17 protein-coding genes are annotated in these 25,063 nt (G+C 47.1%); 5 read left to right on the forward strand and 12 right to left on the reverse strand.

All coding sequences use genetic code 11. The features are described 5' to 3' along the window. Positions 1-95: 95 nt before the first annotated feature. Positions 96-2,249, reverse strand: a complete 2,154-nt coding sequence (locus tag ACRN9H_RS02385; protein WP_432312302.1) for a M3 family metallopeptidase — start codon at positions 2,247-2,249, stop codon at positions 96-98. A 206-nt stretch (positions 2,250-2,455) separates the two neighbouring features. Continuing rightward, a complete protein-coding gene (locus ACRN9H_RS02390) occupies positions 2,456-4,537 on the reverse strand; it encodes a multiheme c-type cytochrome (RefSeq protein WP_432312303.1) in 2,082 nt (693 codons plus the stop codon). Positions 4,538-5,077: 540 nt separating this feature from the next. Between ACRN9H_RS02390 and ACRN9H_RS02395 the strand changes: the two genes are divergently transcribed. Together ACRN9H_RS02395 and ACRN9H_RS02400 are read left to right on the forward strand one after the other, a co-directional pair. Further along, positions 5,078-5,656, forward strand: a complete 579-nt coding sequence (locus ACRN9H_RS02395; RefSeq protein ID WP_220774437.1) for a thymidine kinase — start codon at positions 5,078-5,080, stop codon at positions 5,654-5,656. A 255-nt stretch (positions 5,657-5,911) separates the two neighbouring features. Continuing rightward, positions 5,912-8,989, forward strand: a complete 3,078-nt coding sequence (locus ACRN9H_RS02400; protein WP_432312304.1) for a transglycosylase domain-containing protein — start codon at positions 5,912-5,914, stop codon at positions 8,987-8,989. A gap of 141 nt (positions 8,990-9,130) precedes the next feature. Here the strand turns inward: ACRN9H_RS02400 and ACRN9H_RS02405 are convergent, their stop codons facing one another. From ACRN9H_RS02405 to ACRN9H_RS02450, 10 genes are all read right to left on the reverse strand, one after another. Beyond that, complete coding sequence (locus tag ACRN9H_RS02405; protein WP_432312305.1) at positions 9,131-10,288, reverse strand: PQQ-dependent sugar dehydrogenase; 1,158 nt, start codon at positions 10,286-10,288, stop codon at positions 9,131-9,133. A 105-nt stretch (positions 10,289-10,393) separates the two neighbouring features. Further along, positions 10,394-11,155 carry a sulfite exporter TauE/SafE family protein gene (locus tag ACRN9H_RS02410; protein ID WP_432312306.1) on the reverse strand — a complete coding sequence of 254 codons (762 nt, stop codon included), beginning with the start codon at positions 11,153-11,155 and terminating at the stop codon, positions 10,394-10,396. Positions 11,156-11,384: 229 nt separating this feature from the next. Further along, positions 11,385-12,041: a CoA transferase subunit B gene (locus ACRN9H_RS02415; RefSeq protein ID WP_432312307.1), complete on the reverse strand. Its 657-nt coding sequence runs from the start codon at positions 12,039-12,041 to the stop codon at positions 11,385-11,387. A 129-nt stretch (positions 12,042-12,170) separates the two neighbouring features. Next, on the reverse strand, positions 12,171-12,875 hold the full coding sequence (locus tag ACRN9H_RS02420; RefSeq protein ID WP_006082324.1) for a CoA transferase subunit A: 705 nt from the start codon (positions 12,873-12,875) through the stop codon (positions 12,171-12,173). An 87-nt stretch (positions 12,876-12,962) separates the two neighbouring features. Then, on the reverse strand, positions 12,963-13,907 hold the full coding sequence (locus ACRN9H_RS02425; protein ID WP_432312308.1) for a hydroxymethylglutaryl-CoA lyase: 945 nt from the start codon (positions 13,905-13,907) through the stop codon (positions 12,963-12,965). 1 nt (position 13,908) lies between these two features. Further along, a complete protein-coding gene (locus ACRN9H_RS02430; RefSeq protein ID WP_432312309.1) occupies positions 13,909-15,966 on the reverse strand; it encodes an acetyl/propionyl/methylcrotonyl-CoA carboxylase subunit alpha in 2,058 nt (685 codons plus the stop codon). Continuing rightward, a complete protein-coding gene (locus ACRN9H_RS02435; RefSeq protein WP_432312310.1) occupies positions 15,966-16,838 on the reverse strand; it encodes an enoyl-CoA hydratase-related protein in 873 nt (290 codons plus the stop codon). Before ACRN9H_RS02435 ends, ACRN9H_RS02430 begins: the two co-directional genes overlap by 1 nt. A gap of 50 nt (positions 16,839-16,888) precedes the next feature. Next, positions 16,889-18,496: a carboxyl transferase domain-containing protein gene (locus ACRN9H_RS02440; RefSeq protein ID WP_071939611.1), complete on the reverse strand. Its 1,608-nt coding sequence runs from the start codon at positions 18,494-18,496 to the stop codon at positions 16,889-16,891. 116 nt (positions 18,497-18,612) lie between these two features. Continuing rightward, positions 18,613-19,782, reverse strand: a complete 1,170-nt coding sequence (locus tag ACRN9H_RS02445) for an isovaleryl-CoA dehydrogenase (protein WP_432312311.1) — start codon at positions 19,780-19,782, stop codon at positions 18,613-18,615. Between the two features lie 181 nt (positions 19,783-19,963). Then, positions 19,964-20,371, reverse strand: a complete 408-nt coding sequence (locus ACRN9H_RS02450) for a MerR family transcriptional regulator (protein WP_432312312.1) — start codon at positions 20,369-20,371, stop codon at positions 19,964-19,966. A 291-nt stretch (positions 20,372-20,662) separates the two neighbouring features. Between ACRN9H_RS02450 and ACRN9H_RS02455 the strand changes: the two genes are divergently transcribed. The 3 genes from ACRN9H_RS02455 (at position 20,663) to gndA (ending at position 24,908) form a co-directional block, all read left to right on the forward strand. Continuing rightward, positions 20,663-22,621, forward strand: coding sequence for a propionyl-CoA synthetase (locus tag ACRN9H_RS02455; RefSeq protein WP_432312313.1), 1,959 nt, complete (start codon positions 20,663-20,665; stop codon positions 22,619-22,621). 285 nt (positions 22,622-22,906) lie between these two features. Then, a complete protein-coding gene (gene sugE / locus ACRN9H_RS02460; RefSeq protein WP_432312314.1) occupies positions 22,907-23,221 on the forward strand; it encodes a quaternary ammonium compound efflux SMR transporter SugE in 315 nt (104 codons plus the stop codon). A 160-nt stretch (positions 23,222-23,381) separates the two neighbouring features. Further along, a complete protein-coding gene (gndA, locus tag ACRN9H_RS02465) occupies positions 23,382-24,908 on the forward strand; it encodes an NADP-dependent phosphogluconate dehydrogenase (RefSeq protein WP_432312315.1) in 1,527 nt (508 codons plus the stop codon). Positions 24,909-25,063 lie beyond the last annotated feature (155 nt).

The raw sequence follows: 25,063 nt of genomic DNA on the forward strand, positions 1-25,063 counted from the left end.
CTGTAAAACGTTATTGCGCAAAAATAATAAAAGATAAAAAAATCAGCCAGCATTATGCTGGCTGATTTGTTATGGATAGTATTAATACGTCTGCTTTACTTATTTGCAGTATTTAAACCACGGCGGTTAAGTAAACCCTCTGTCGTTGGCTCTTGTCCGCGGAAGTTTTTGTAGGCTTCCATAGGGGCGACACTATTACCTACTTCTCGGATTGTTTTACGGTATTTCATGCCGATTTCACGGTTTAATCCACCTTGTGTTTGCACATAGGCAAAGGCATCCGCCGCTAAAATTTCACTCCACATATACGCGTAATAACTTGCCGAGTAACCACCGGGGAAGGCGTGAGCAAAGTAGGTCGATTTATAGCGTGGCGGTACTGCGCTGATGTTTAAGCCGTGCTTTTTCAACGCATTGGCTTCAAAGGTTGGCACATCTTGCAGCGGCGCATCAGGGCTTAATGAATGCCACTCCATATCTACTAATGCCGCAGCCATATATTCTAGTGTGTCGAACCCCTGGTTGAAGCCGCCAGATTTCAGCAGTTTTTGCAGCAGTTCATCGGGAATGGGTTTGCCTGTTTCATAGTGCTTAGCGTAGTTCGCTAACACTTTTGGATGGGCGGCCCAATCTTCTTCAAACGTCGATGGAAATTCGACAAAGTCGCGTGAAACCGAGGTGCCCGCCAGACTTGGATAAGTCACTTTGGAGAACATGCCGTGGGTGCCGTGACCCATTTCATGGAACATAGTGGTGACTTCGTTATAGCTGACGAATGTGGGTTGACCTTCGGGCGCTTTCTTTATGTTCATCACGTTGACGACCACAGGTTTAGTGCCTTCGAGGAAGGATTGACCGACGAACGAACTCATCCATGCGCCACCACGTTTACCTTCACGGGCAAAATAGTCGGCGTAGAAAATGGCCATGCTTGAGCCATCGGCATCAAACATTTCGTAGGCTTTCACATCGGGATGGTAAACCGGTAAATCTGGGCGTGGTTTTAGAGTGACGCCATAGAGTTCTTTGAGTGTGTAGAACACGCCATCTTCGAGGACGCGGTTAAACTCAAAGTATGGGCGAACACTATCACCATCCAGTGCATATTTTTCTTGGCGGACTTTTTCGGCGTAGAACTCCCAGTCCCATGGCGCGAGTTCAAATTTTCCACCGGTTTTAGTGATCATGGCTTGAATGTCGGCGGCTTCTTTCTCTGTGTTAGCAACGACCGCAGGCACCATTGAGCCAAACATGCTGTAAACCGCTTCGGGTGTTTTTGCCATTTGCGGTGCTAATCGATAACTTGCCCAGTTTTCATAGCCTAATAGTGTTGCGCGCTCGGCTCTGAGTTTCGCTAAACGAGATACCAGCGACGCAGTTTCGTTTTCACCGCTCAAGCCACGGTTTGCGGAGGCTTCCCAAATACGCTGGCGTAGCTCACGGTTTTCCAGTGATGCCAACACAGGTTGGCGAGTGGTGTTGGTGATGTTAATCAGATACTTGCCATCGTGACCCGCTACTTTGGCATCGTTTGCGGCCGACGTGATTTCGCTTTCGGTTAATCCTGCAAGCTCATTTTTCGAATCCACTACCACCGCAATTTCTTTAGTTAAGCGCAATAAACGCTGAGAGAACTCATTCGTTAGTGTTGATTGTTCTTCATTTAACGCGCGGATTTTAACTTTTTGTTCATCGGTCAGTTTAGCGCCAGCCATGATAAAGCGTTGGTGATATACCTCAACCAAACGCACGGCTTCTGGGGTTAACCCTAAGTTGGTGCGATTGTCATAGATGGCTTCGATACGGGCAAATAGTGCAGGATTTAAATTGATGTTGTCAGAATGTGCCGCCATTTTAGGCGCCATGTCACCTTGAATTTTACGCAGCTCAGGATTGCTGTTCGAGCCCGCTAAATTATAAAACACACTCGATGCTCGGTTGAGCAGGGCACCACTTTTTTCCATAGCCACAATGGTGTTATCGAAGCTGGCGGCTGCGGGATTATTGGCTATTGCGAGAATTTCTTGATAGTGCTCGGCCATGCCTTGTTCTAGGGCTGGCGTAAAGTGCTCATCTTTAATGATGCTAAAGTCGGGCGCTTGATATTGCAGACTACTGACTTGGAGCAAGGGGTTCTGGGTTTGTACTGACATGGCGTTAGGGGCTTTAGTTTCTGTGTTGCTACAACCTGCCATAAATCCGGCGGTGAGCGTGGCGCCGATGGCGATGGCAATAAAATGTTTACGCATAATTAAGTGACTTCCTTTTAATTGTTGTTTTTTAGGACTGTAACGTTATTAACTTAAATGGGACTGAAAATGGCTTGTTGTGGAAATGTATCTAAATAAAAAAGGAGCCCCATGTTGGTGGGACTCCTTTGGCTATTTCCTTGCAGGGAAAATTGATATCACTTTTTACTAACTATTTGCTCGCATCTAAATCAGGTGATGATGAATTAACGAGTGAAGTTGTGATATTTATCAATACCAGAGCTTTTACCTGTGTCATGGCATACAGCACAAGATTCAGAGGTGGGTTGTTTAAACCAATCAGCCACACTTGGTACGCTGATTTCACCACCATTGCTTGCCATATGTGCCTTAGCTGAATCGCTTGTGTGGCAGGCATAACAGTTAGCGGTGACTGGGCTGGTCATTTTATTGCCGGGTTCTAAAATGTATTGATTTGGAATGTTATCTAAATCAATTGCTTTAGCATGGCAAGCAACACAACTGGTCACCGGGTTGATGGCTCCTGCACCATTAGCAGTTTTTGCTTGGGTTCCATCCGCTTTCATTTCACCCACGTTAGCACCGTTGCCCCAGTGCCAGCTGTGGACCATAGGGCCAAAACCTGCACCTAAAGCTGCTGAAGTACGCGCCATGCCGTTATCATGGCAAGCAATACAGCTATTACCGCCGTCATCAAAGGCACCATTCTTGTGGAACGCAGTGGCATCGTTATGGCACGTTGTACAGCTGGTCGCGCTAACTATTTCACGGCGTTCAAAGCCTGACACTTTGAGTTCTGTTGTTGGGTTAACAACATCTGAGTAGGCAGTAAAGGATACGCCCATGGAGCCGTCATATCCGTTAGCTCTTAGGCTACCATTGCTTTGATAACGTTGATTGCCATCATATTCCATCCAACCTGCGGTACTAAATGTGACGCGGGCTGAATAAGCATAGTTAGCATTCACTGCGCTGATATCAGTCAACAAATGACAGATATTCTTAGTGCCGTCTGTGTTGTAACCATAGTAGTACTTAGCACGTTCGCCAGGACGACCGACTAAGCTACCATTGTCATAGGCGTGCAAATAGGCACCCGCATAAACAATGGGTTTAGCGGGATTAAATACTGTGGTGTAGTTGAAGTTGTCTTTGATGCTGAAAATATTACCATCAACATCTTTGACCGTCAGCGTAGTACACCAACCTGGTTCGGTTTTCGCTGCTGCAGTGCCATCGATAAAGTGGTCAGTTTTAACTGAAATATCAGCTACTTTTACCGGTGTAGATAATTCAAGTTTGTACTTAGCGCGAATGGCTTGGCGTTCGGTTATACCCGCTTTGCTTTCGTGCATAATGCGCAGATCCGCACCATTACTTGGGATAATTGCCCCTGGTACGCCACCACTATCATGGCAATCAATACAACCGGGTCCAGCTACGTTGATGTTTTTAGGCGCTTCAACGTGGCAAGATGTACAGTTTTGTACTGAGAAGTCTTTAGTAAAATCTTGGTGATTGATATGACCAATTTTAGATAGGGTGTTGGTCGCATAACTACCAGTAGAGAAGCCTTCAGCGTTCACTACAGCGCGGCTGACTGAGCCGTGACACACTAAACAACCCTCTACGAAGGTGACTTCACTGTCCATGCCTGTTGCAACGTAGCTTGCATGACGACGCGGGCTGGTAGCGTAATCGACGTGACATGAGTAACAACTGTCTGTTGTCGTTGAATGGGTGCCTTCAGGTTTGTTAACGACTAACGGTTTAGATGTGGCAATACCATCGTTACCACCGACACGTAACCAAACGATACCTTCGGTGCTTGGATTTACGCCTTTCATGGGGACTTTAAATTGATAATGCCCATCGGCTAATGCTGTTAATTCTGCGCCGGTTGTTGCTTGAGTTCCTTCACCGCCAATGTAAACGTTATCAACAATACCGTTTTTATCTGCTTCGGTACGGTTAGTAATAAAGCCTTTATCTGTTAATGCTGCAACTTTAGCCTGAGCGTTAAGCAATCCTTTGATTGGATTGTTGTTTTCATCTGTAACTTCAAACTCGTAACTAATACTGCCTTCTTCAAAGCTGTAGTTGATCACTTTGACGTTAGTCATCGTTGAGTTAGTAACAGGTGGCGGTGTGCCTGGAACTCCGGGAGTGCCTGGAATTCCGGGGGTGCCTGGTATTCCAGGAGCACCAGGGGCTCCATCGTCACCATCGCTACCGCAACCAACAAGGGCTCCGGTTAGCGCTAAGGCAACTAAATATGCCAGTTTTTTTGAAGTGAAAATTTTCATTATTATCTCCATATGATCCAATATGCGAATAAGGGACGGAGAGAGGCACTAAAGTCTGCAGGGGAGATCAGTACATTAACCGTTGATTTTCATTCGCTCGTTATCGAATACTTTCTTTTTTTTATTGAGCACGATTTGTCTCGAATAGGATAATAGTGTTAATGGCATGTTTGTTTTTTGAGCGAAAGCCCATTTTCATCTATTACTTTGGGGGTAGGTCTCAGTTTTGTGATTTAGTCTTCATCACTTTTTTATCTATAAAACAACAATTAAGTTTCAGTTAAGGTTGTTGTAACAACTACTTGGTAACTGAGTTTTTTGGTTACATTTGTTAATATGAAGATTGAGCCAGCTTGATTGGAAGTGCTCTCATAGATGATTGTGGAATAAAATGCTGAATAACTTGGCGTAGTTGCTCAAATTCATTAAAAATGCTTAGTGTTAGCTAGTGTTCTGATGTGAAACGCAATGTTAGACTAGCAACCAATTTCGCTCTGGTAACAGAGGCCTATGGGTAACGTTTTAAAAAGGGTATAAGTCTTGGCTCAATTGTATTTTTATTATTCGGCAATGAACGCGGGAAAATCCACTTCTTTATTGCAGTCGTCCTATAATTACCGCGAACGCGGCATGAATACTTTGGTGATGACAGCCTCGATAGACGACCGATACGGTAAAGGTAAAGTCGCGTCGCGTATCGGCATTGAAACCGAAGCACAGGTTTTTAGTAGTAAAGATGATTTAACGCAGATGATTACCGATGTGCATCAAGCCACGCCTTTAAGCTGTGTGTTGGTTGACGAGTGCCAATTTCTGAGTAAAGAACAAGTTAAACAACTCACACATGTAGTCGATAATATTGACATTCCTGTGCTCTGTTATGGTTTAAGAACAGATTTCCAAGGCGAGCTTTTTACCGGCAGTCATTATTTATTAGCTTGGGCTGATAAATTGGTTGAATTAAAAACCATATGCCATTGTGGCCGTAAGGCTAACATGGTGGTGCGTCTTGATGGTGAAGGTAAAGTGATGCGCGAAGGTGAGCAAGTCGCTATTGGCGGCAATGAAAGTTATGAGTCAGTGTGTCGTAAACACTTTCGCGAGTTTATTTGGGATTAGTATTCATCAGTTATTTTTACGAATGTGCTGTTAGCTTAATATGGGCATGCGTTATTGGTTGTTTTAAGCAATAGACATCGCTTTTTACCGCTCAATAGATGTCGTGAATACAAAACCGTCGATACAAAATGGATCATGAAGGCTAAATGAGTTTGATATAAGGCTAAATGAGTTTGATATATTGCCTTATTGAGTGGCAACGGATTTGCTGAGTTGCATGAAAGATGTTTATTTTAGTATTTTTTTGGAGCTGTTTTGCCTAATTCCACGTCAGAGATGAAGTTCGAAAATTATCGTCCTCGTCCACCCGAACCAGAGCCCAAGGTTAAAGAAAAACCAGCGCGTAAAGCCAGATCAAAGGGGCGAGTGTGGTTCTTATTTTTTATTCTTATTTGCTGCGCTGCGCTGCTGATTGGGCTTGAAGTTAAAACCTCCTATTATCAAGCAAAATACATTAATCAATATGCCAAAACGCTCACCTACGATTTAGATAATGCGCCAAGCCAAGCGGTTATTTATCCTAGTTATGGGCCTTTTGATGAACGCCATGGTTATAGTAAATTACCGTTTTATATCGACAGGTTATTGCAGCGTAATTTTCAGGTAACGCAACAGGTGGCGTTTTCGCCTGCGTTGCAGCAATATGCCAAATTAGGTTTTTTCCCTCCATATCATGAAAAAGCGCAATCAGGGCTCACGCTACTCGATTGTCGTAATACTGATTTGTACGAGTTTGCTTATCCCAAACGGGTTTATCAGGACAGTGATAAAATCCCCAATGAAATCGTCAATACCTTATTGTTTATTGAAAACCGTGAGCTGTGGACTACGGAAGCTAAACTTAACCCTGTGATTGATTGGCCACGTTTTGTAGTAGCAGGGATGAGCCAAATTGCTGAAATGGTTGGTATGAATGTTTCTACTGCTGGTGGTAGTACGCTAGCAACGCAGATTGAGAAATTCCGTCATTCTTCCCAAGGTTTAACCTTAAGTATTAAGGATAAGTTACTGCAAATTGGCTCAGCCAGTGTGCGCGTTTACCAGCACAGTGAAAATACTGAGCCTGCACGTAAGCGCATTGTGCAAGATTATCTAAATACAGTGCCGCTCTCTTCGGCGCCCAATCATGGTGAAGTTCATGGTATTGGCGATGGCTTATGGGCTTGGTTTGGCACCGATTTCGATACAGCCAACCAATTGTTATCCTCACCACAGATCAAGGGCAATGCGGCTAAACGTGGTCAGGTATTTCGTCAAGTGGTTGCTTTGATGATCGCCCAGCGTCGTCCGTCGTATTATTTATTGCAAGGCCATGAAGATCTTGAGAATTTAGTCGATAGCCATATTCGTTTACTTGGCCAGTATTATCTCATTGATCGTGGTTTGCGTGATGCCGCACTCGCGCAGAAATTGCATTTTAAAGTCGTTAAACCACAGCGCAATATTCAATCAGGTGCCGATAAAGGTGTGAACACAGTACGCATTCGCACCGCGGGTATGCTAAACGTGGGATTGTACGATTTAGACCGGCTCGATTTAACGGTAAAAAGTAGTTTACACAGTGACTTGCAGCAACAAGTGAGCAATTACTTACGCAGCCTTGCACAAGTATCTGCAGCGGAGCAAGTCGGACTATTAGGTGAGCGTTTACTTGAGCCAAGCCAGTTACAAAATGTACTTTATAGTTTTACGCTTTATGAGCGAACCGATACCGCCAATCGGGTTCGGGTGCAAACTGATAGTACCGATCAACCCTTTGATATCAATGAGGGCAGTAAGCTAGAGCTAGGTTCAACCGCTAAATTACGGGTGATGGCAACGTATTTAGAAATTATCGCTGAGATCTACGATAAATATTCTAAGAAACACGGCATTGAATTGGAATCGATCATTATCGAGCCGCGGGATCACTTAACCCGTTGGGCGATTGATTACTTGATTGTAAACCCCGGCAGGCGCTTAGATCACATGCTAGATGCGGCGCTGCAGCGTGAATATTCAGCCTCAGCCAGTGAGCAATTCTTCACTGGTGGTGGTTTACATGTGTTTAATAACTTTAAGAAAACGGAAGATCTGAAAACTCCGACACTCTATCAAGCCCTGCAGGATTCGATTAACTTGCCCTTTGTAAGGTTGATGCGTGACATAGTCAACTACAGCAGTAGTATGCAAAACGAGGGCAATATGGCCCAGTTACTGCGCAGTGATAAAGATCCGCGCCGTGACGAATATTTGCGAATATTTGCCGACCGCGAAGGCAATACGTTTGTGACTAAGTTTTATCGTAAGTATAAAAAAGTCGCCGCCAATGAGCGTTTTGCTATGTTTTTTGATGGCCAATCTCAGTCGGAGCAACAATTAACTGCGGCGTATCGCTATTTATTGCCCGATGAGCCTATCTCGGCATATAAAGCATTTATACAGCAAAGAATACCTCGAGTGAGCTATACCGATCGACGTATTAAGGAGTTATACAACAAATACGGTCCGGATAAATTTAATCTTCCCGATCAAGGTTATATCGCGCGGGTGCATCCATTAGAACTGTGGGTGCTCGATTATTTAAACCATAATCCCGATGCCATCTTAAGTGATGTCAAACAGGCGAGTGAAGCGCAGCGCCAAGAAGTTTACCGTTGGCTGTTTAGAACGCGCCATAAAAACGCCCGTGATGTACGAGTAAAAGTGATGCTCGAAGTAGAAGCCTTCCTTGACATACATCAGCGTTGGGCGCGTTTAGGTTATCCATTTGATTCTATGGTGCCATCTTTAGGCTCTGCGCTTGGCAGTTCGGGCGATAGACCCGCAGCCTTAGCTGAGCTGATGGGCATTATTCAAAATGACGGTTACCGTTTACCGACAGTGCGGATTAATCAGCTGCATTTTGCGGCAAATACGCCTTACGAAGTGACATTGGATAACCAGAATACCCAAGGTGAGCGGGTGATGCGCCATGAAGTAGCAGAAGCCTTAAAAGCTGCGTTAGCCAACGTAGTGCAAAATGGTACAGCGAGGCGTTTGAAGGGTATTTTTACCGATGAGCAAGGCGGCATGCTACCTATCGGCGGTAAAACCGGCACCGGTGATAACCGTATTGTGACTCAAATGCAGCAAGGCAAAAGAGTAGCAACTACGGCTGTGAACCGTACTGCGACTTTCGTGTTTTATCTTGGTGATAGATACTTTGGTACGTTGACGGCTTTTGTTCCTGGCAGTAAATCCGATGACTTTAGCTTTACCTCTGCTCTACCCTTACAAGTGATGAAAGGCATGATGCCCATTTTGTCACCCTATGTAAAAACAGAGCAGGGGATGTGCGTGGTAAACGAATAAAGGCTGGGATTTAGTGCCAAGCTAACAACCGTAAGCTGACCATAAAGAGCATTCCTTAAGAATGCTCTTTATGCTATTTGTCGCTTAAACTTTTGATTGAGCCTATTACTGTGGGCAAAGCGCTGTTATTAAAGATAGTACTTAAGATTGCTGCGGTGAGATCTGATAGATTTTTGATTTCGCTTCATCGGTCACAAGATAAATTAGTCCATCTGGCCCTTGCACGACTGTGCGTAATCTTTGCCCCAGTTCGATTTTTAGCAGGCGCTCTTCTTTAATTATCTTGTCACCATCAAGCACTAAACGCACCAGTGTTTTTTCTTTTAGGCTGGCGAGTAAAATATTATTTTGCCACTGTGGAAATTTATCACCTGTGTAAAACATAAAGCCCGCGGTGGCAATGGAAGGTACCCATTTATAGACAGGTTGCTCCATTCCCGTTTTGTGGGTTCCTTCGCCAATTTTACCGCCGCCATAATTCTCACCATAGGTAATCACAGGCCAACCATAGTTTTTGGCCGCTTGGTCGATATTGAGTTCATCGCCGCCCTGCGGGCCATGCTCGCCAGTCCATAATACTTTACTGATAGGATTAATGGCTGCGCCTTGGATATTACGGTGACCAATCGACCAGATCTCTGGCAAAGCGCCAGCCATATTGACGAAGGGGTTATTCTGAGGCACAGAGCCGTCGGCATTAATCCGCACGACTTTGCCTAAATGATTATCTAATGTTTGGGCTTTATCTTTTTCGCTGTAGCGGTCGCCAAGCGTGATAAACAGCGTACCGTCAGGTGCCCACACTAAACGAGATCCAAAATGGTGGCTGCTATCTATTTTGGGTTGCTGGCTAAAAACGCGGGTGAGATTTTCAAGTTTGTTACCATTGAGCGTGGCAAAACTGACCGCTGTGCTATTGAGAGAGCTTGCATCACCTTCAGCGGGTTCTGAATAACTGAAATAGATTTTTTTGCTACTGGCAAAATCTGGCGCAAGTACCACATCAAGTAAACCACCTTGACCCTTGGCATACATCGGCGGTAAACCCGTTAAGGGTTCACCCACTTTGCCTGCGGTGCTGACAATGCGCATTCTGCCAGCACGTTCAGTCACCAGCATGCTGCCGTCGGGTAAAAATGCCATACCCCAGACATTTTCTAACCCTTGGGCTATGGTTTTTATCTGGATATTTTCCGCTTCTGTTTTGACGTTAAGGGTTGCAGCGCGAGTGACTTCAGCGTAAATCGCTGCTGAGAACGTAAAAAGGCACAGGGCAAGACTTAAGGTGATCCGTTTCATAGCTATCCTTTAGTAACCGTGCTTTCCTAAATGCTAGGGCAGGGTAATAAATAAACCGGTAACATACGCGCAGTTTATCGGCATAGTGGCTCACGTACAAAAAGCCTAACGCATAAAAAAACCTAACGCCATCGCTAAACCTACGATGACAATAAAGCCGCGCAGTAAAGGTTGTGAAATACGATAAGCCAGCACTGCGCCCACATAACCCCCGATAATTGCCATAACGGCAAGCAGCAACAGATATTGTCCATCGATGACATTACCCAATGCATAAATCACTACAGCAATAGCGGTGAGGAGGGCAGATATTAAATTTTTAAGTCCGTTCATCCCATGTAAATTGGTTTGACCCATTAGCCCAAAGCTGGCGAGTAAGATAATGCCTAAGCCGCCATTAAAATAACCACCATAAATACACACAGTGGCCAGCATTAAAAGCGTTGTTATTGGGCGTAATGTCGGCGTAGAAGAGGTATTCATGCCTTGCAATGCCATTCTTTTCTTGATTAGCCAAGGGCCAATAATAAAGGCTGCAGTGGCCAGTAAAATTAGCCAAGGGATCAGTGTTGCGAACACTTGCTCGCTGGTGGTTAATAAAATACCCGCGCCAATACTGCCGCCGATAAGGGCAATCAATATCAGATTTTTAAGGCTAAGGCTGGCCGGATATTCGATATCTTTTCTAAAGCGCCAAGCACTAGCGATATAACCGGGTAATAGCGCTGCGGTCCCCGTGGCATTGGCCGCAATTGGCGGCACACCAACGAACACTAATGCTAAAAGCGTAATAAAGCTGCCACCGCCTGCTACGGCATTGAGCATGCCACCTAAAAAACCAGCGAGTGCAATAATCAACCAATCCATAGAAATATTTCCTTTGGGCAATTAGTCAGTTTATCTGAGAGTTAACAAGGTGTTTGTCGTTATGGCGCAATCTAAACACATTACCCTAACAGGATGATTTAGATATTGAAAGTTAAGTATTAGCTGAGGGTGATGTTTAATACCGAGTCGCTTGATTAACATAAAAAAGCCTAGAGACACTCTCTAGGCTTAGGTCAGCAAAACGGACAACAAGATGCAAGTTAAGAGCTTAAAATGTCATCTCTGGTACATGCTCTGGCACGATTAACTTGCCAGCGGTTTTGCTGACGATTTCTTCTACGCTGACACCTGGTGCGCGCTCGAGTAAATGGAATGCGCCATCTTTGATTTCGATAAAGGCTAAATCTGTGACGACGCGTTTAATGCAGCCGTAACCAGTTAGTGGCAATTCGCATACGGGCAGCAGCTTAGAATTACCGTATTTATCGGCGTGCATCATAGTCACAATAATGTTTTCGGCGCCGGCGACTAAATCCATTGCGCCGCCCATGCCCTTAATAAGCTTGCCGGGGATCATCCATGAGGCGATAGAGCCGTTCACATCGACTTCAAAGGCGCCGAGTACGGTTAAATCCACATGGCCGCCACGGATCATGGCAAAGCTTTCCGCCGATGAGAAAAACGAGGCGCCTTTGACTGCGGTAACGGTTTGTTTACCCGCGTTGATTAAATCGGGATCTATGGTGTCTTCGGTGGGGAATTCACCCATGCCGAGTAGGCCGTTTTCCGATTGCAGCATGACTTCCATGCCTTCGGGAATGTAGTTGGCCACCAGTGTTGGAATGCCAATGCCGAGGTTGACGTAGTAGCCGTCTTTTAATTCTTTGGCGACGCGCTGAGCCAGTTGTTCTCTTGATAATGCCATGATATCTATCCTTTCTATTTGGCTTTGACGCTTTGGTCTTTACTCTTAGGCTTTTACCTTTAGTTTTTTACTTTAGGGAGCTAAGTGCCAATTGCGTTAACTGTGTTTCAAGGTTTTTGCCTGCGCCTTTTATTTCGCGGCTTTTACCGTGCGTTGCTCGATACGTTTCTCGAACGTGCCTTGAATAACGCGGTCAACATAGATGCCCGGCGTGTGGATATGATCTGGGTCTAGCTCGCCTGGCTCAACAATAAACTCGGCTTCAACCACAGTGATTTTGCCCGCGGTCGCCATCATAGGGTTAAAGTTGGCGGCGGTTTTACGGAATACCAAATTACCCATGGTATCGGCTTTCCATGCGCGCACTAAGGCAAAATCTGCGGTCAGCGACTCTTCTAACACGTAATGGCGACCTTTGATTTCGCGGGTTTCCTTGCCATCAGCTACCGGCGTGCCGTAGCCTGTAGCGGTGAAAAATGCCGGAATACCTGCGCCGCCTGCGCGGATTTTTTCCGCCAGCGTGCCTTGGGGCGTTAAAATCACGTTCAGTTCGCCAGAGAGCATTTGCTGCTCGAAAGTGGCGTTTTCACCCACGTAAGAGGCGATCATAGTGGCGATTTGGCGATGTTTTAATAGTAAGCCAAGGCCGAAATCGTCAACGCCAGCGTTGTTTGAAATCGCCGTTAAGCCGTTAACGCCCATCTTAACCATTTGATTGATTAAGCCTTCTGGAATGCCGCATAGGCCAAAGCCGCCGACCATAATGGTCATGTCGTTTGATAAGCCATTTAACGCTTCTTCATAGCTGCTGACTACTTTATTGAGTCCTGCCATTGTGATGTCCTTTTATGCTGTATAAAACGCGCGGGAAATAACACGCGTTTTTAATAACGGTTGTTGGTGTCGTTAATTATTGTTGTTCTATTTTGCTAACAGGGCCGTGGCCACTTTCGAACCGTTGTTGCGATTCAGCTGTGTGCTGATAGCTTGCCCTGCCAACGCTAGCTTGTTGAGATCGATACCTGTCTCTAATCCCATGCCGTGCAGCATATACACTAAGTCTTCGGTGGCAAGATTGCCCGATGCGCCTTTGGCATAGGGACAGCCGCCAAGACCTGCAACCGAGGAGTCAAACACCTGCACACCTAAGTCTAAGCAGGCCAAAATGTTAGCGAGTGCTTGGCCATAGGTGTCGTGAAAGTGTAGCGCCAGTTTTTCCATAGGCACACGTTCAGCCACAGTTTGCAGCATTCTACGGGCTTTTTGCGGCGTGCCGATACCGATAGTGTCACCGAGCGATATTTCGTAACAGCCCATTTTGTAAAGGATTTCAGACACGCGAGTCACTTCACTGACCGCTATCTCACCTTCGTAGGGGCAGCCGAGCACGCAGGACACATAGCCGCGCACTGGAATATTGTGCGCTTTTGCTAATTCCATCAAAGGGATAAAGCGTTCAATCGACTCTTCAATCGAGCAGTTGATATTGCGCTGACTAAAGCTTTGTGAAGCGGCGCCAAATATCGCTACTTCGGAAGCGTTTGCATCCAGTGCCAGTTCAAAGCCTTTGACGTTTGGCGTGAGCGCGCTATACACCACGCCGCTTTGACGCTGTATTTGCTTGAGCACATCGGCAGAATCGGCCATTTGTGGCACCCATTTAGGTGACACAAAACTGCCCGCTTCGATGCGCTTAAGCCCTGCATCTGCCAGCGATTCAATCAAGGCGATTTTAGCTACCGTCGGCACAGCGACTTCGTTTTGCAGGCCGTCGCGTGCGCCCATCTCAAAAATGCTCACGCTGTCACTTTGAGGTTTTTTACCCCAACTTGTTTGTTTGCTGCTATCACTCGTTTTCCAAGACATCTTAAGCTTCCTTGCTCGCTGTTTGCTCGTCGTCAGATGCTAATAATGGCTCTAGCGGCTCAACATTGAGCAAGGTTGTACCATCGGTTACAAGCTCGCCGGCCTTAAAGTAGAATTCAGTGACAGTGCCATCAAAGGGCGCTTCGATGGTGTATTCCATTTTCATGGCTTCCATCACCAATAAACCTTGGCCCGCTTTAACTTGTGCGCCGACATCGACTAAATGGGTCACTACCGTACCGTTCATGGGCGCTTTTAACTTGTCAGCATTGCTGGCTTGTTCTTCGACCACTAAGGTTTGCACTGCTTTGAAGTGGTAACTGCCAGAGGATAAAAATAGCGTAAAGTCATCACCTTGTGCGCTAACCGGCACTTTACTCTTATGGCCGTTGATTTCGGCGAGCAGTAAGTCTTGTTTCAGTTCGCCATTGAGCAACCAATCTTGGCCGTGCAGTGGCAACTGATACATGCCGCCTAAATCGAGCATCACCAACTGCTGTAATTCATGGGCGTCATCGAGCAGGGCAATATTGTGTTGGCTACAACTGTTGAGTCTAAAGCCGCTCACTTGACCCCAAGGTGAGTAAGGATCGGCGCTGTTGACAGCTTGCGCTTTGGCGGCTTCTTTACGGGCAAGCACTTGATACAGCGCGGCAAAGGCAAGCGCAGTGTCGGCTTCACTTGAAGCTGTACCAATTAAGGTGTCGCCATAACGGCCAATAAAGTCAGTGCTAAAGTCGGCATTGGCAAACGCTGGGTGCTCGGCAATGTTCGCCAAAAACTCAATGTTGTGCTTAAGACCGCTGATTTGATACGACTCTAAGGCATGCACTAAACGTTGCAGGGCGCGCGGGCGCGATTCATCCCAAACAATAAGCTTGGCAATCATAGGATCGTAGAAGTTACTGATCACATCGTTTTCACGAATACCCGAATCGATACGCACAAACTTACTTTGCTCAGGTTCACGCAAAAAGTTGAGCTTACCGCTGGCGGGTAAAAACTCATTTTGCGGATCTTCGGCGTAGATACGCACTTCAAAGGAATGGCCGTGAATACGCACTTCATCTTGCTTAAGAGGTAGTGGCTGACCGCTGGCGACCAGTAATTGCCATTTCACTAAATCTTGGCCTGTGACCATTTCGGTGACGGGATGCTCAACCTGTAGACGGGTGTTCATCTCCATGAAATAGAAGCTATTGTCCGTATCTAACAGAAACTCTACCGTCCCCGCGCCAACATAATCGATGGCTTTGGCAGCCGCGACGGCCGCATCACCCATTTGGGCGCGCAGTGCATCGCTTAAGCCCGGTGCCGGCGCCTCTTCGACCACTTTTTGGTGGCGACGTTGAATCGAGCAATCGCGATCCGATAAGTAAATTGCGTTGCCAAAGGTGTCGGCAAACACTTGTACTTCGACGTGGCGCGGCTGGCGTAAATAACGTTCCATCAATAACTTGTCGTTACCAAAAGAAGAGGCCGCTTCACGACGCGCCGAGTTAACGGCTTCCATGATTTCGCCTTCATTCTCGACGATACGCATGCCTTTACCGCCGCCGCCATAAGCCGCTTTAATCAGCATAGGGAAGCCGATTTTCAGTGCCTCAGCTTTTAAGGTCGCATCGGTTTGGTCATCGCCGTGGTAACCCGGCACTAAGGGCACGTTTGCCGCTGTCATAATAGATTTGGCGGCGCTTTTGCTGCCCATGGCATCGATAGCATCACTGCCTGGGCCAACAAATGCGATGCCTGCTGCTTCACATTTACGGGCAAAGTCGGCGTTTTCAGATAAGAAACCATAACCTGGATGAATGGCTTGGGCGCCGGCTTTTTTAGCGATATCGATAATCAAATCGCCCTTTAAATAGGAGTCTGCCGGCGCACTGCCGCCTAGATAGAAGGATTCGTCGGCCATGGCGACATGGCGTGCTTCTTTATCGGCATCGGAATATAGGGCAACGGTGCGAACGCCCATGGCATGGGCGGTTTTGATGATGCGACAGGCGATTTCACCGCGGTTAGCAATCAATAGCTTGGTAAACATTTGCTTGGTTAACATCAAAGGGCTCCTTGGGTATCACTTGGCTTTTGCGTGGGGGGAGTTGAGAGCGCTTGTTGCCAGTTAGGCAGACGTTTCTCAAAAAAGGCGTTTAAGCCTTCTTGGCCCTCGGTTGATACCCGAATGCGGGCGATACGCTCGCTAGTGTAATCAATGGTGTTTTGGTCTATCACGCCAGCTTCAAGATGCGACAGCAGTGTTTTTACCCACGCCATGCCTTGCGGGCTATTGGCCAGCAGCGCGTCAATCATAGGCTTTGCGGCGGCGTCTAAGTCATCGCTGATCTCATGAATGACGTTAAGCTTTAATGCGGTTTCTGCACTAAAACGCTCAGCCGTTAACATGTAGCGGCGCGATGCGCGGTTACCCATAGCGCGGGCAACGTAAGGGCTTATCACCGCAGGAATTAATCCGAGTTTCACTTCGCTCAAGCAAAAACTGGCGCGCGTCGTTGCGATAGCGATATCGCAGGCGCAAATTAATCCCAGTGCGCCGCCAAAGGCTGCGCCTTGCACTAATGCAATGGTGGGCTTAGGAAAGGTATCTAAATCCTGCATCAGTTTTGCTAAGGCTTTGGCATCATTTAGATTTTGCTCAAAGTCCATTTTGGCTTGTTTGCGCATCCAATTGAGATCGGCGCCGGCGCTGAAGTTTTTGCCGTTCGCTTTGAGCACCAGCACTTGGCATTGCTTGTGCTCAGCAAAATAGCTAAGGACGCTAATCATTTCGCTAATCATCACTTCATCGAAGGCGTTGTGTACTTCTGCTCGGTCAAGAATAAGCTCGGCAACGCCGTTATTGAGCGCATAAGTGACGTGCTGTAAGTTGCTTAAATCCTTTGTGCCGCTAGTGCTGTTTAATGTGTCTGTCATTATTATTTCCCCTATCTTCTTGTGTGGCATATGTTTTTCACATGTGCCTTTTACATACGGAACACACCAAAACGGGTGTCTTCGATAGGAGCATTTAATGCCGCCGATAGGGCAAGGCCGACCACATCGCGGGTTTGCGCTGGGTCAATAATGCCGTCATCCCATAAACGGGCGCTGGCATGATACGGATGACCTTCTTTATCGTACTGGGCGACAATCGGCGCTTTAAAGGCTTTTTCATCCTCAAGTGACCATTCTTCACCTTTACGGGCTAAACCGTCGCGGCGCACTGTGGCGAGAACGCCTGCGGCTTGCTCGCCGCCCATCACAGAGATACGGGCGTTAGGCCACATCCACATCATGGTCGGTTCGAACGCGCGGCCACACATGCCGTAGTTACCCGCGCCGTAGCTGCCGCCGATAATCACAGTAAATTTAGGCACATTGGCACAAGACACCGCGGTTACCATTTTGGCACCGTGTTTGGCTATGCCTTCGTGTTCGTACTTTTTACCCACCATAAAGCCGGTGATGTTTTGCAGGAACAGCAGCGGAATTTTGCGCTGGCAGCATAGTTCAATAAAGTGTGCGCCTTTTTGCGCCGACTCTGAGAACAGAATGCCGTTGTTGGCGACGATACCGACAGGGTAACCGTGAATACGGGCAAAACCGCACACTAAGGTTGCGCCGTAGTTGGCTTTAAACTCATCAAAATCAGAATCATCGACGATACGGGCGATCACTTCTTTGACATCAAAGGGCTTTTTAAGATCGGTGCCGACAATGCCGTACAGTTCGCTAATGTCAAATCTTGGCGGCTTGACTGGGCTCAGCAGTGATTTGATTTCTTTTTGATGATTCAGGCGTGATACCGCGCGGCGGGCAAGCTCCAGCGCGTGCTCATCGTTTTGCGCTAAATGGTCCGCCACGCCGGAAATTTTGGTGTGCACTTCGGCGCCGCCCAGTTCTTCGGCGCTAACTTCTTCGCCAGTGGCCGCTTTCACTAATGGCGGGCCCGCTAAGAAGATAGTGCCTTGATCTTTTACGATAATGGATTCATCCGCCATGGCGGGCACGTAGGCACCACCTGCGGTACATAAGCCCATGACCACAGCGATTTGTGGGATACCTTTGGCGGACATTTGCGCTTGGTTGTAAAAGATACGGCCGAAATGGTCGCGGTCTGGGAACACTTCATCTTGGCGGGGCAGGTTAGCGCCGCCCGAGTCGACTAAATAAATACAAGGCAAGTGACAACGGCTGGCAATATCTTGGGCGCGAAGGTGTTTTTTGACGGTAATCGGGTAGTAAGTGCCGCCTTTAACTGTTGCGTCGTTGGCGATGATCATGCATTCCACGCCACTCACACGGCCGATACCGGCAATAATGCCCGCTGCGGGCACTTCTTCGTCGTAGACTTCAAACGCGGCAAATTGCGACAGTTCTAAAAAGGGTGAACCTGCATCGAGCAGCTTTTCAACCCGTTGACGTGGGAGTAATTTACCGCGAGATAAATGGCGCTCCAGCGCCACAGGGCCGCCGCCGAGTTCGATTTTATTGAGTTTAGTTTTAAGATCGGCCACTAGGGCGGCCATATCGTCGGATTTTGCTTTAAATTCATCGCTACGGGCGTTGATACGACTGCTTATTTGCGTCACTTTGATTGTCCTTATAAAGCGGAAACTCGGTATCACCTTGCTCGAATGGGTGGCGCAAACTGTAAATTACAGTGAGGGGCTACCCATTCACTTGTGAGAGATTATTGGAACTCGCGTTATTTCGACTCATTGAACAGTTCGCGGCCAATCAGCATGCGGCGAATTTCTGAGGTGCCTGCGCCGATTTCATACAGTTTGGCATCACGCAGTAAGCGGCCGGTGGCGTATTCGTTCACATAACCATTGCCGCCGAGCAGTTGGATTGCATCCAGTGCCATTTTGGTGGCGAGTTCTGCGCTATACAAAATGGCGCCCGCGGCATCTTTACGGGTGGTTTCACCGCGATCGCAGGATTTTGCCACGGCATACACATAGGATTTGGCGGCATTCATGCCTGTGTACATGTCGGCTAACTTGCCTTGCACTAGTTGGAATTCACCGATGGATTTGCCAAATTGCTCACGCTCGTGGATGTAAGGCACAACGATATCCATACAGGCGTTCATGATCCCCAGCGGGCCGCCAGAAAGCACGACGCGCTCGTAATCTAGGCCGCTCATCAGCACTTTTACGCCGTTATTGAGGCCGCCTAAAATGTTTTCTTCTGGTACTTCTACATCTTCAAACACCAGTTCGCAGGTGTTAGAGCCGCGCATGCCGAGTTTGTCGAGTTTTTGCGCTTGGCTAAAGCCTTTCGAATCACGCTCAACGATAAAGGCGGTAATACCGTGTGCGCCTTTGGTTAAGTCGGTTTTCGCGTAAATCACATAGGTGTGCGCATCGGGGCCGTTAGTGATCCACATTTTGTTGCCGTTTAAGATGAATCGGTCGCCTTCTTTACGGGCATGCAGCTTCATCGAAACCACGTCAGAACCCGCGTTTGGCTCACTCATGGCCAGCGCGCCAATATGCTCACCGCTCACCAGTTTTGGCAGGTACTTGGCTTTTTGCGCTGCATTACCGTTACGGTTGATTTGATTCACACACAGGTTTGAGTGGGCGCCGTAACTTAGGCCGATAGAAGCGGATGCGCGGGAGATTTCTTCCATCGCCACGACGTGGGCAAGGTAGCCCATGTTCGCGCCGCCGTACTCTTCGGGTACGGTTACGCCGAGCAATCCCATACTCCCCAGCACAGGCCAAAGTTCATTGGGAAAGGCATTGTCGTGATCCACTTTCGCGGCAATCGGAGCGATTTCATTCGCGGCAAAATCCTGCACTGCATCGCGCAGCATATCGACGTCTTCGCCTAGGCCAAAATTTAGACTTGTGTAGAGAGAGTTCATTGCTTGTGTCCTTTCAGATGTTCTAATTTCAGATGGTTAAACTCTGATGTTTAAATTTATAGTTTTTATGATTTTTAGGTGCTTGAGTCTTTTAAATCTTGTCCTTAATCCTAGTGCTAACATCCTGCGTCTTGAGATGCGCTAGCCAATCATATTGACTTGATCTTGTTATCACTGGGATTTAGGCTTTTGCCGTTTTGTTATCTTCTAAGGCTAAGCGGCACTGCTGCTCGGCGGAATTGAGTTCCATCAACACCACTTTAATGTCGTCCATTTGCTGCTGTAGGGAGGATTTCTTTTCTTCCACTAGCGCCAGCATGGTATTGAGCTGTGAGGTGCTGCTCTTGTCGGCATCGTATAATTCGAACAAGCGACGGGTTTCTGCCAAAGAAAAGCCCAAGCGTTTACCGCGAAGAATGAGCTTGAGACGCACTCTGTCTTTGAGACTATAAATACGGGTTTGGCCGCGGCGTTTAGGTTTAAGCAAACCTTGGTCTTCGTAAAAACGAATACTACGAGTAGTGATATCAAACTCTTTTGAGAGATCACTGATCGAGTAAGTCGTTTGTGGTGTGTTCGTAACGCTCATTTATGCACCCTAAATAATCAGTTTTAAGCAAGATATATGAAGTTTACGTAAAGGTAAAGATTTTGGCTTTTATTCTGTTGGCAAAAAAGTGTCAATCCCAATTGCCATAAGCCTGTACAGCGAGATTAAAACGAGTGCTTTAAATTAGTGTTCTCACATAAAACCACAAATATCTTCTGGTTATAGGCTAACGTCTAATAGTGGGCTTGAGGTCCCCCTGTTAATAATGGTTGTGGGAAGGGGTAGTTATTGCGGCTGACGATTTTAGCCGCAGTCCTGATTGGAGGACATATGTTGACCGAACAGCAAAATGCATCTGTAGCGCAAGCCGCAAATCAAAAACAGAACCAACAAAAACATCAAGCGTTGCACCAAGCATCCTTGCTTAATAAAGCCGAATTCTGGGGAGAAGCGGCGAAGACGCTCGATTGGATTAAGCCGGCGCAAACGGTACTCGATGAGTCGCAGGCACCGTTTTATCACTGGTTCGCCGATGGTGAGATGAACACTTGTTATAACGCCGTTGATCGCCATGTGTTGGCCGGACGCGGTGATCAAGTGGCGATCCAATATGTGAGCCCAGTGACAGACACTGAATACGGCATTAGCTACGCGGAGTTACAGGCTCAAGTAAGCCGACTTGCGGGTTTTATGCAATCGATTGGTATAGAGAAGGGCGACCGTGTGGTGATTTATATGCCTATGGTGCCGGAAACCGCCTTCGCTATGCTGGCCTGTGCTCGCATAGGTGCGATTCATTCTGTGGTTTTTGGTGGCTTTGCCGCCAATGAACTCGCGACTCGGATTAACGATGCCAAGCCTAAATTGGTATTGTCAGCATCCTGCGGAATCGAGCCCTCGGGCTTCATTCCTTATAAGCCTTTACTAGACAAAGCATTGGAACATGCTGTTCATCAGGTTGAGCATTGCCTGATTTTAAATCGTAGCCAGTATCAAGCCGATTTGCAGGAGGGCCGTGACTTAGATTGGCAAGCCGCGTTAGCGACTGCACCTAAGGCCGATTGTGTCGTCCTCAAGGCTACCGATCCCTTGTATGTGCTTTATACCTCTGGCACCACGGGTCAGCCTAAAGGTGTGGTGCGCGATAATGGCGGCCATGCAGTGGCACTGGCTTGGTCGATGCAGCATATTTACGATATTCAAGCGGGCGATGTGTTTTGGGCCGCGTCTGATGTGGGCTGGGTTGTGGGTCATTCTTACATTGTGTACGGACCGCTGCTGGTGGGTGCTACCACCTTAATGTATGAGGGCAAACCTGTGGGTACGCCCGATCCCGGTGCTTTTTGGCGTACGATTGCCAAATATAAGGTTAAAAGTTTCTTCACCGCGCCGACAGCCATTCGCGCAATCAAGCGTGAAGATCCTGATGGTGAGTATCTACAAGGTATTGATTTAGCTTGTCTTAAAAACGTGTTTTTGGCGGGAGAACGTTGCGATCCCGACACTTTAGTTTGGGCACACACTAAACTCGCTAAACCTGTTATCGATCACTGGTGGCAAACCGAAACGGGTTGGCCAGTCGCGGCAAATTTGATGGGCACAGCGCCCGTCGCCATTAAGCCGGGCTCGCCCGCTTTACCTGTGCCTGGTTATGCGGTTGAAGTGGTGGATGAATTGGGAGAACAAGTTGCGCCCAATACCTCGGGAAATGTAGTGATCAAGCTGCCTTTGCCGCCGGGAACCTTAACGACTCTGTGGCAAAATGATCAACGCTATCAAGATAGTTACTTGTCTATGTATCCAGGTTATTACTTAACTGGCGATGCGGGTTATACCGATGAAGACGGTTATCTCTACATTATGAGTCGTATTGATGACATCATAAACGTGGCGGGGCACAGGTTATCGACGGGACGTTTTGAAGAAGTCTTGTGTCAACATCCTGATGTGGCCGAAGCGGCGGTGATTGGTGTGGATGATCAGCTTAAAGGTCAGGTGCCTTTAGGATTAGTGGTGCTGAAAAAGGGCGTGACGATCAGTGATGAAGAGCTGCATAAACAGCTCATTACCTTGGTGCGTCAAGAGATTGGTCCCGTCGCTTCCTTTAGGTTAGTCAGTGCGATTCAAAAATTACCTAAAACGCGCTCGGGTAAGATTTTACGTGGTACTATGCGAAAAATTGCCGATAATCAGCAATATACCGCACCTGCGACCATAGAAGATCCACAGACCTTAGAGCTAGTGCGCACTGCACTTACTCGCATGGGTTATGCCGATGCCTTAGTGTAAGCAATAGAGCGTAAAGGTCTTATAGAGAGTTGAAATATCAAGGCGATAGTAAATTGACCAAGCTTACTATCACCTTTTTGCTCATTGCATTTCTTATTTCGGTAAAATCAAAGATTGAAATTTCCACCTCAAATTTGCTAGTCTTGCAGGCTCATCACGTACAGTTATCACGCACAGCTATCACGTAAAATCATCACCTACAGTTTTACTGTAATCAAATGGCCTAGGGACGACCCTAAATACGCCAAATCTATCATGGGGACGACCCCTTTATGGGGGTTTACTATGAGCTGGTTTTTATTAATCCTTGCGGGTTTATTCGAAATTGGTTGGGCCGTTGGGCTGAAATACACCGAAGGTTTTACGCGTTTGTGGCCAAGTATCTTTACCGTCACGTCGATGGCCGTGAGTATGTTGCTACTCGGACTCGCAGTTAAGCATTTGCCTATTGGTACGGCTTACGGCGTGTGGGTTGGCATTGGTGCCATGGGTACGGCGATTGCGGGAATTATCCTCTTAGGAGAAGGCGTTAGCTTACTTAAAATCGCCAGTTTGACATTGATATTACTGGGTGTTTTAGGGCTTAAACTTGCCTATTAATTGGCTGTTCTACTGGATAAAATGAGACCTAAACGATTGGTACTTTCGGCACAATCGAAATTGCCAATCGTATGTCTCTGGTAATTAAGTTACAAAGATCGGTATAATTACGCCTCAAAATTGGTTAGATCTAACCTCTGTGACCCGTGGGAATAATATAATGCAAAACCACAAAAACCTTAATGATATCGGCGTAATAGGTCTTGGCGTAATGGGTAAAAACCTTGCGCTAAACATCGCGGATAATCAATATAACGTCAGTGCATTTGACCTCGATGCTGATAAAGTTAATGCTGTTGTACAGCAAGAAAAGCACGAACGCGTTGGACTCGAACCTCGTATTCTTGGCTGTGCTAATCTTACCGAAATGTTAGCCAGTCTCACAAAACCCCGTATTCTTGTGCTTTCTGTTCCTGCTGGTGCACCCGTTGATGGTGTCTGTAGTGCTTTGATTTCTGCCGGAATTGAGTCCGATGATATCGTTATCGATACTGGTAACAGCCTATGGACTGATACTGTTGAGCGTGAAGCACGCTACAAAGGGCAGTTTGTATTTTTCAGTTCTGCAGTTTCGGGAGGCGAAGTCGGTGCGCGTTTCGGCCCCTCACTTATGCCTAGCGGCGATATCTATGCATGGCATCATGTTGCGCCGATTTGGAAAGCCATTGCCGCTAAGGTTGATGCCAAAACTGGGCTACCTATCGAACGCTTCGAGCCGGGTAATCCAGTGCTTGAAGGAGAGCCATGTACCACCTATATAGGTCCTGCGGGTGCTGGCCATTATGTGAAGATGGTGCACAATGGTATCGAATACGCTGATATGCAGTTGATTTGCGAAGCCTATCAAATGTTGCATGACGGTTTAGGCATGAGCGCATCGGAAGTGGGCGATGTGTTTGAACGTTGGAACAAAGGCTGCTTGAATAGCTACTTGATGGAAATTAGCGCCGAAGTATTAAAACAGGCCGATCCCTTAACGGGTAAACCGCTGGTGGAAATGATCTTAGATAAAGCGGGCCAAAAAGGCACGGGTTTGTGGACGGCCGTGAGCAGTTTACAAATTGGCTGTCCCGCGCCGACGATTGCTGAAGCTGTGTATGCGCGCGCCGTAAGTACCCAAAAATCCTTACGTCTACAACTCAGCCAGAAATTGGCTGGGCCAAATGCACCTGTTATCGATGACGCACAAAAAGCACTGTTGATTGAAGCCCTTGAAAGCGCGTTATATTGCGCGAAAGTGTGTTGTTACGCCCAAGGCTTCCAGTTGATGGCGATGACGGCTCATGAACAAAAATGGCAGTTAGACTTTGCTGAAATTGCAAAAATTTGGCGTGCGGGTTGTATTATTCGCGCGACTTTCTTGCAATCAATCACTCAAGCCTATGAAGACAAATCTGATCTTAGCAATCTGTTGATGGCGGACAGTTTTGCGTCTGCCTTGTCTGAAAAGCAAGGCCTATGGCGTACCGCAGTCGCGACTGCGGTGATGCAAGGCATTCCAGCACCGTGTATTAGCTCGGCTCTGGCGTATTACGACAGTTACCGCTGCGAAACATTACCGGCAAACTTGCTCCAAGGTCAGCGTGATTTTTTCGGTTCCCATACATTTGAGCGTATCGATACCCCAGCCGGCGAGAAATATCACTTAGATTGGAGCGCTAAAGAGCGCACCTTAGCTAAGGTTTAAGTCTAAGGTTTAAATCTAAGGTTTAGCCTGTTATTGAAATGAAAGACGCCCCTTATCGAGGGGCGTTTTTGTTTATGGCCGATGACTTTATAAGGGCATATACCTTGGTTACTTCACCTTATTTAAAGCCACTAAAACCAAACCTGAAGCTTGAA

Source organism: Shewanella sp. MF08487, assembly GCF_050848685.1.
In the GTDB taxonomy this organism is placed as follows: domain Bacteria; phylum Pseudomonadota; class Gammaproteobacteria; order Enterobacterales; family Shewanellaceae; genus Shewanella; species Shewanella glacialipiscicola.

Bases quoted from the DNA above. Each gene is read 5' to 3' on its own strand.
- ACRN9H_RS02385 (WP_432312302.1), bottom strand. From the start codon at position 2,249: ATGCGTAAACATTTTATTGCCATCGCCATCGGCGCCACGCTCACCGCC.
- ACRN9H_RS02390 (WP_432312303.1), bottom strand. From the start codon at position 4,537: ATGAAAATTTTCACTTCAAAAAAACTGGCATATTTAGTTGCCTTAGCG.
- ACRN9H_RS02405 (WP_432312305.1), bottom strand. From the start codon at position 10,288: ATGAAACGGATCACCTTAAGTCTTGCCCTGTGCCTTTTTACGTTCTCA.
- ACRN9H_RS02410 (WP_432312306.1), bottom strand. From the start codon at position 11,155: ATGGATTGGTTGATTATTGCACTCGCTGGTTTTTTAGGTGGCATGCTC.
- ACRN9H_RS02415 (WP_432312307.1), bottom strand. From the start codon at position 12,041: ATGGCATTATCAAGAGAACAACTGGCTCAGCGCGTCGCCAAAGAATTA.
- ACRN9H_RS02420 (WP_006082324.1), bottom strand. From the start codon at position 12,875: ATGGCAGGACTCAATAAAGTAGTCAGCAGCTATGAAGAAGCGTTAAAT.
- ACRN9H_RS02425 (WP_432312308.1), bottom strand. From the start codon at position 13,907: ATGTCTTGGAAAACGAGTGATAGCAGCAAACAAACAAGTTGGGGTAAA.
- ACRN9H_RS02430 (WP_432312309.1), bottom strand. From the start codon at position 15,966: ATGTTAACCAAGCAAATGTTTACCAAGCTATTGATTGCTAACCGCGGT.
- ACRN9H_RS02435 (WP_432312310.1), bottom strand. From the start codon at position 16,838: ATGACAGACACATTAAACAGCACTAGCGGCACAAAGGATTTAAGCAAC.
- ACRN9H_RS02445 (WP_432312311.1), bottom strand. From the start codon at position 19,782: ATGAACTCTCTCTACACAAGTCTAAATTTTGGCCTAGGCGAAGACGTC.
- ACRN9H_RS02450 (WP_432312312.1), bottom strand. From the start codon at position 20,371: ATGAGCGTTACGAACACACCACAAACGACTTACTCGATCAGTGATCTC.
- ACRN9H_RS02455 (WP_432312313.1), top strand. From the start codon at position 20,663: ATGTTGACCGAACAGCAAAATGCATCTGTAGCGCAAGCCGCAAATCAA.
- sugE (WP_432312314.1), top strand. From the start codon at position 22,907: ATGAGCTGGTTTTTATTAATCCTTGCGGGTTTATTCGAAATTGGTTGG.
- gndA (WP_432312315.1), top strand. From the start codon at position 23,382: ATGCAAAACCACAAAAACCTTAATGATATCGGCGTAATAGGTCTTGGC.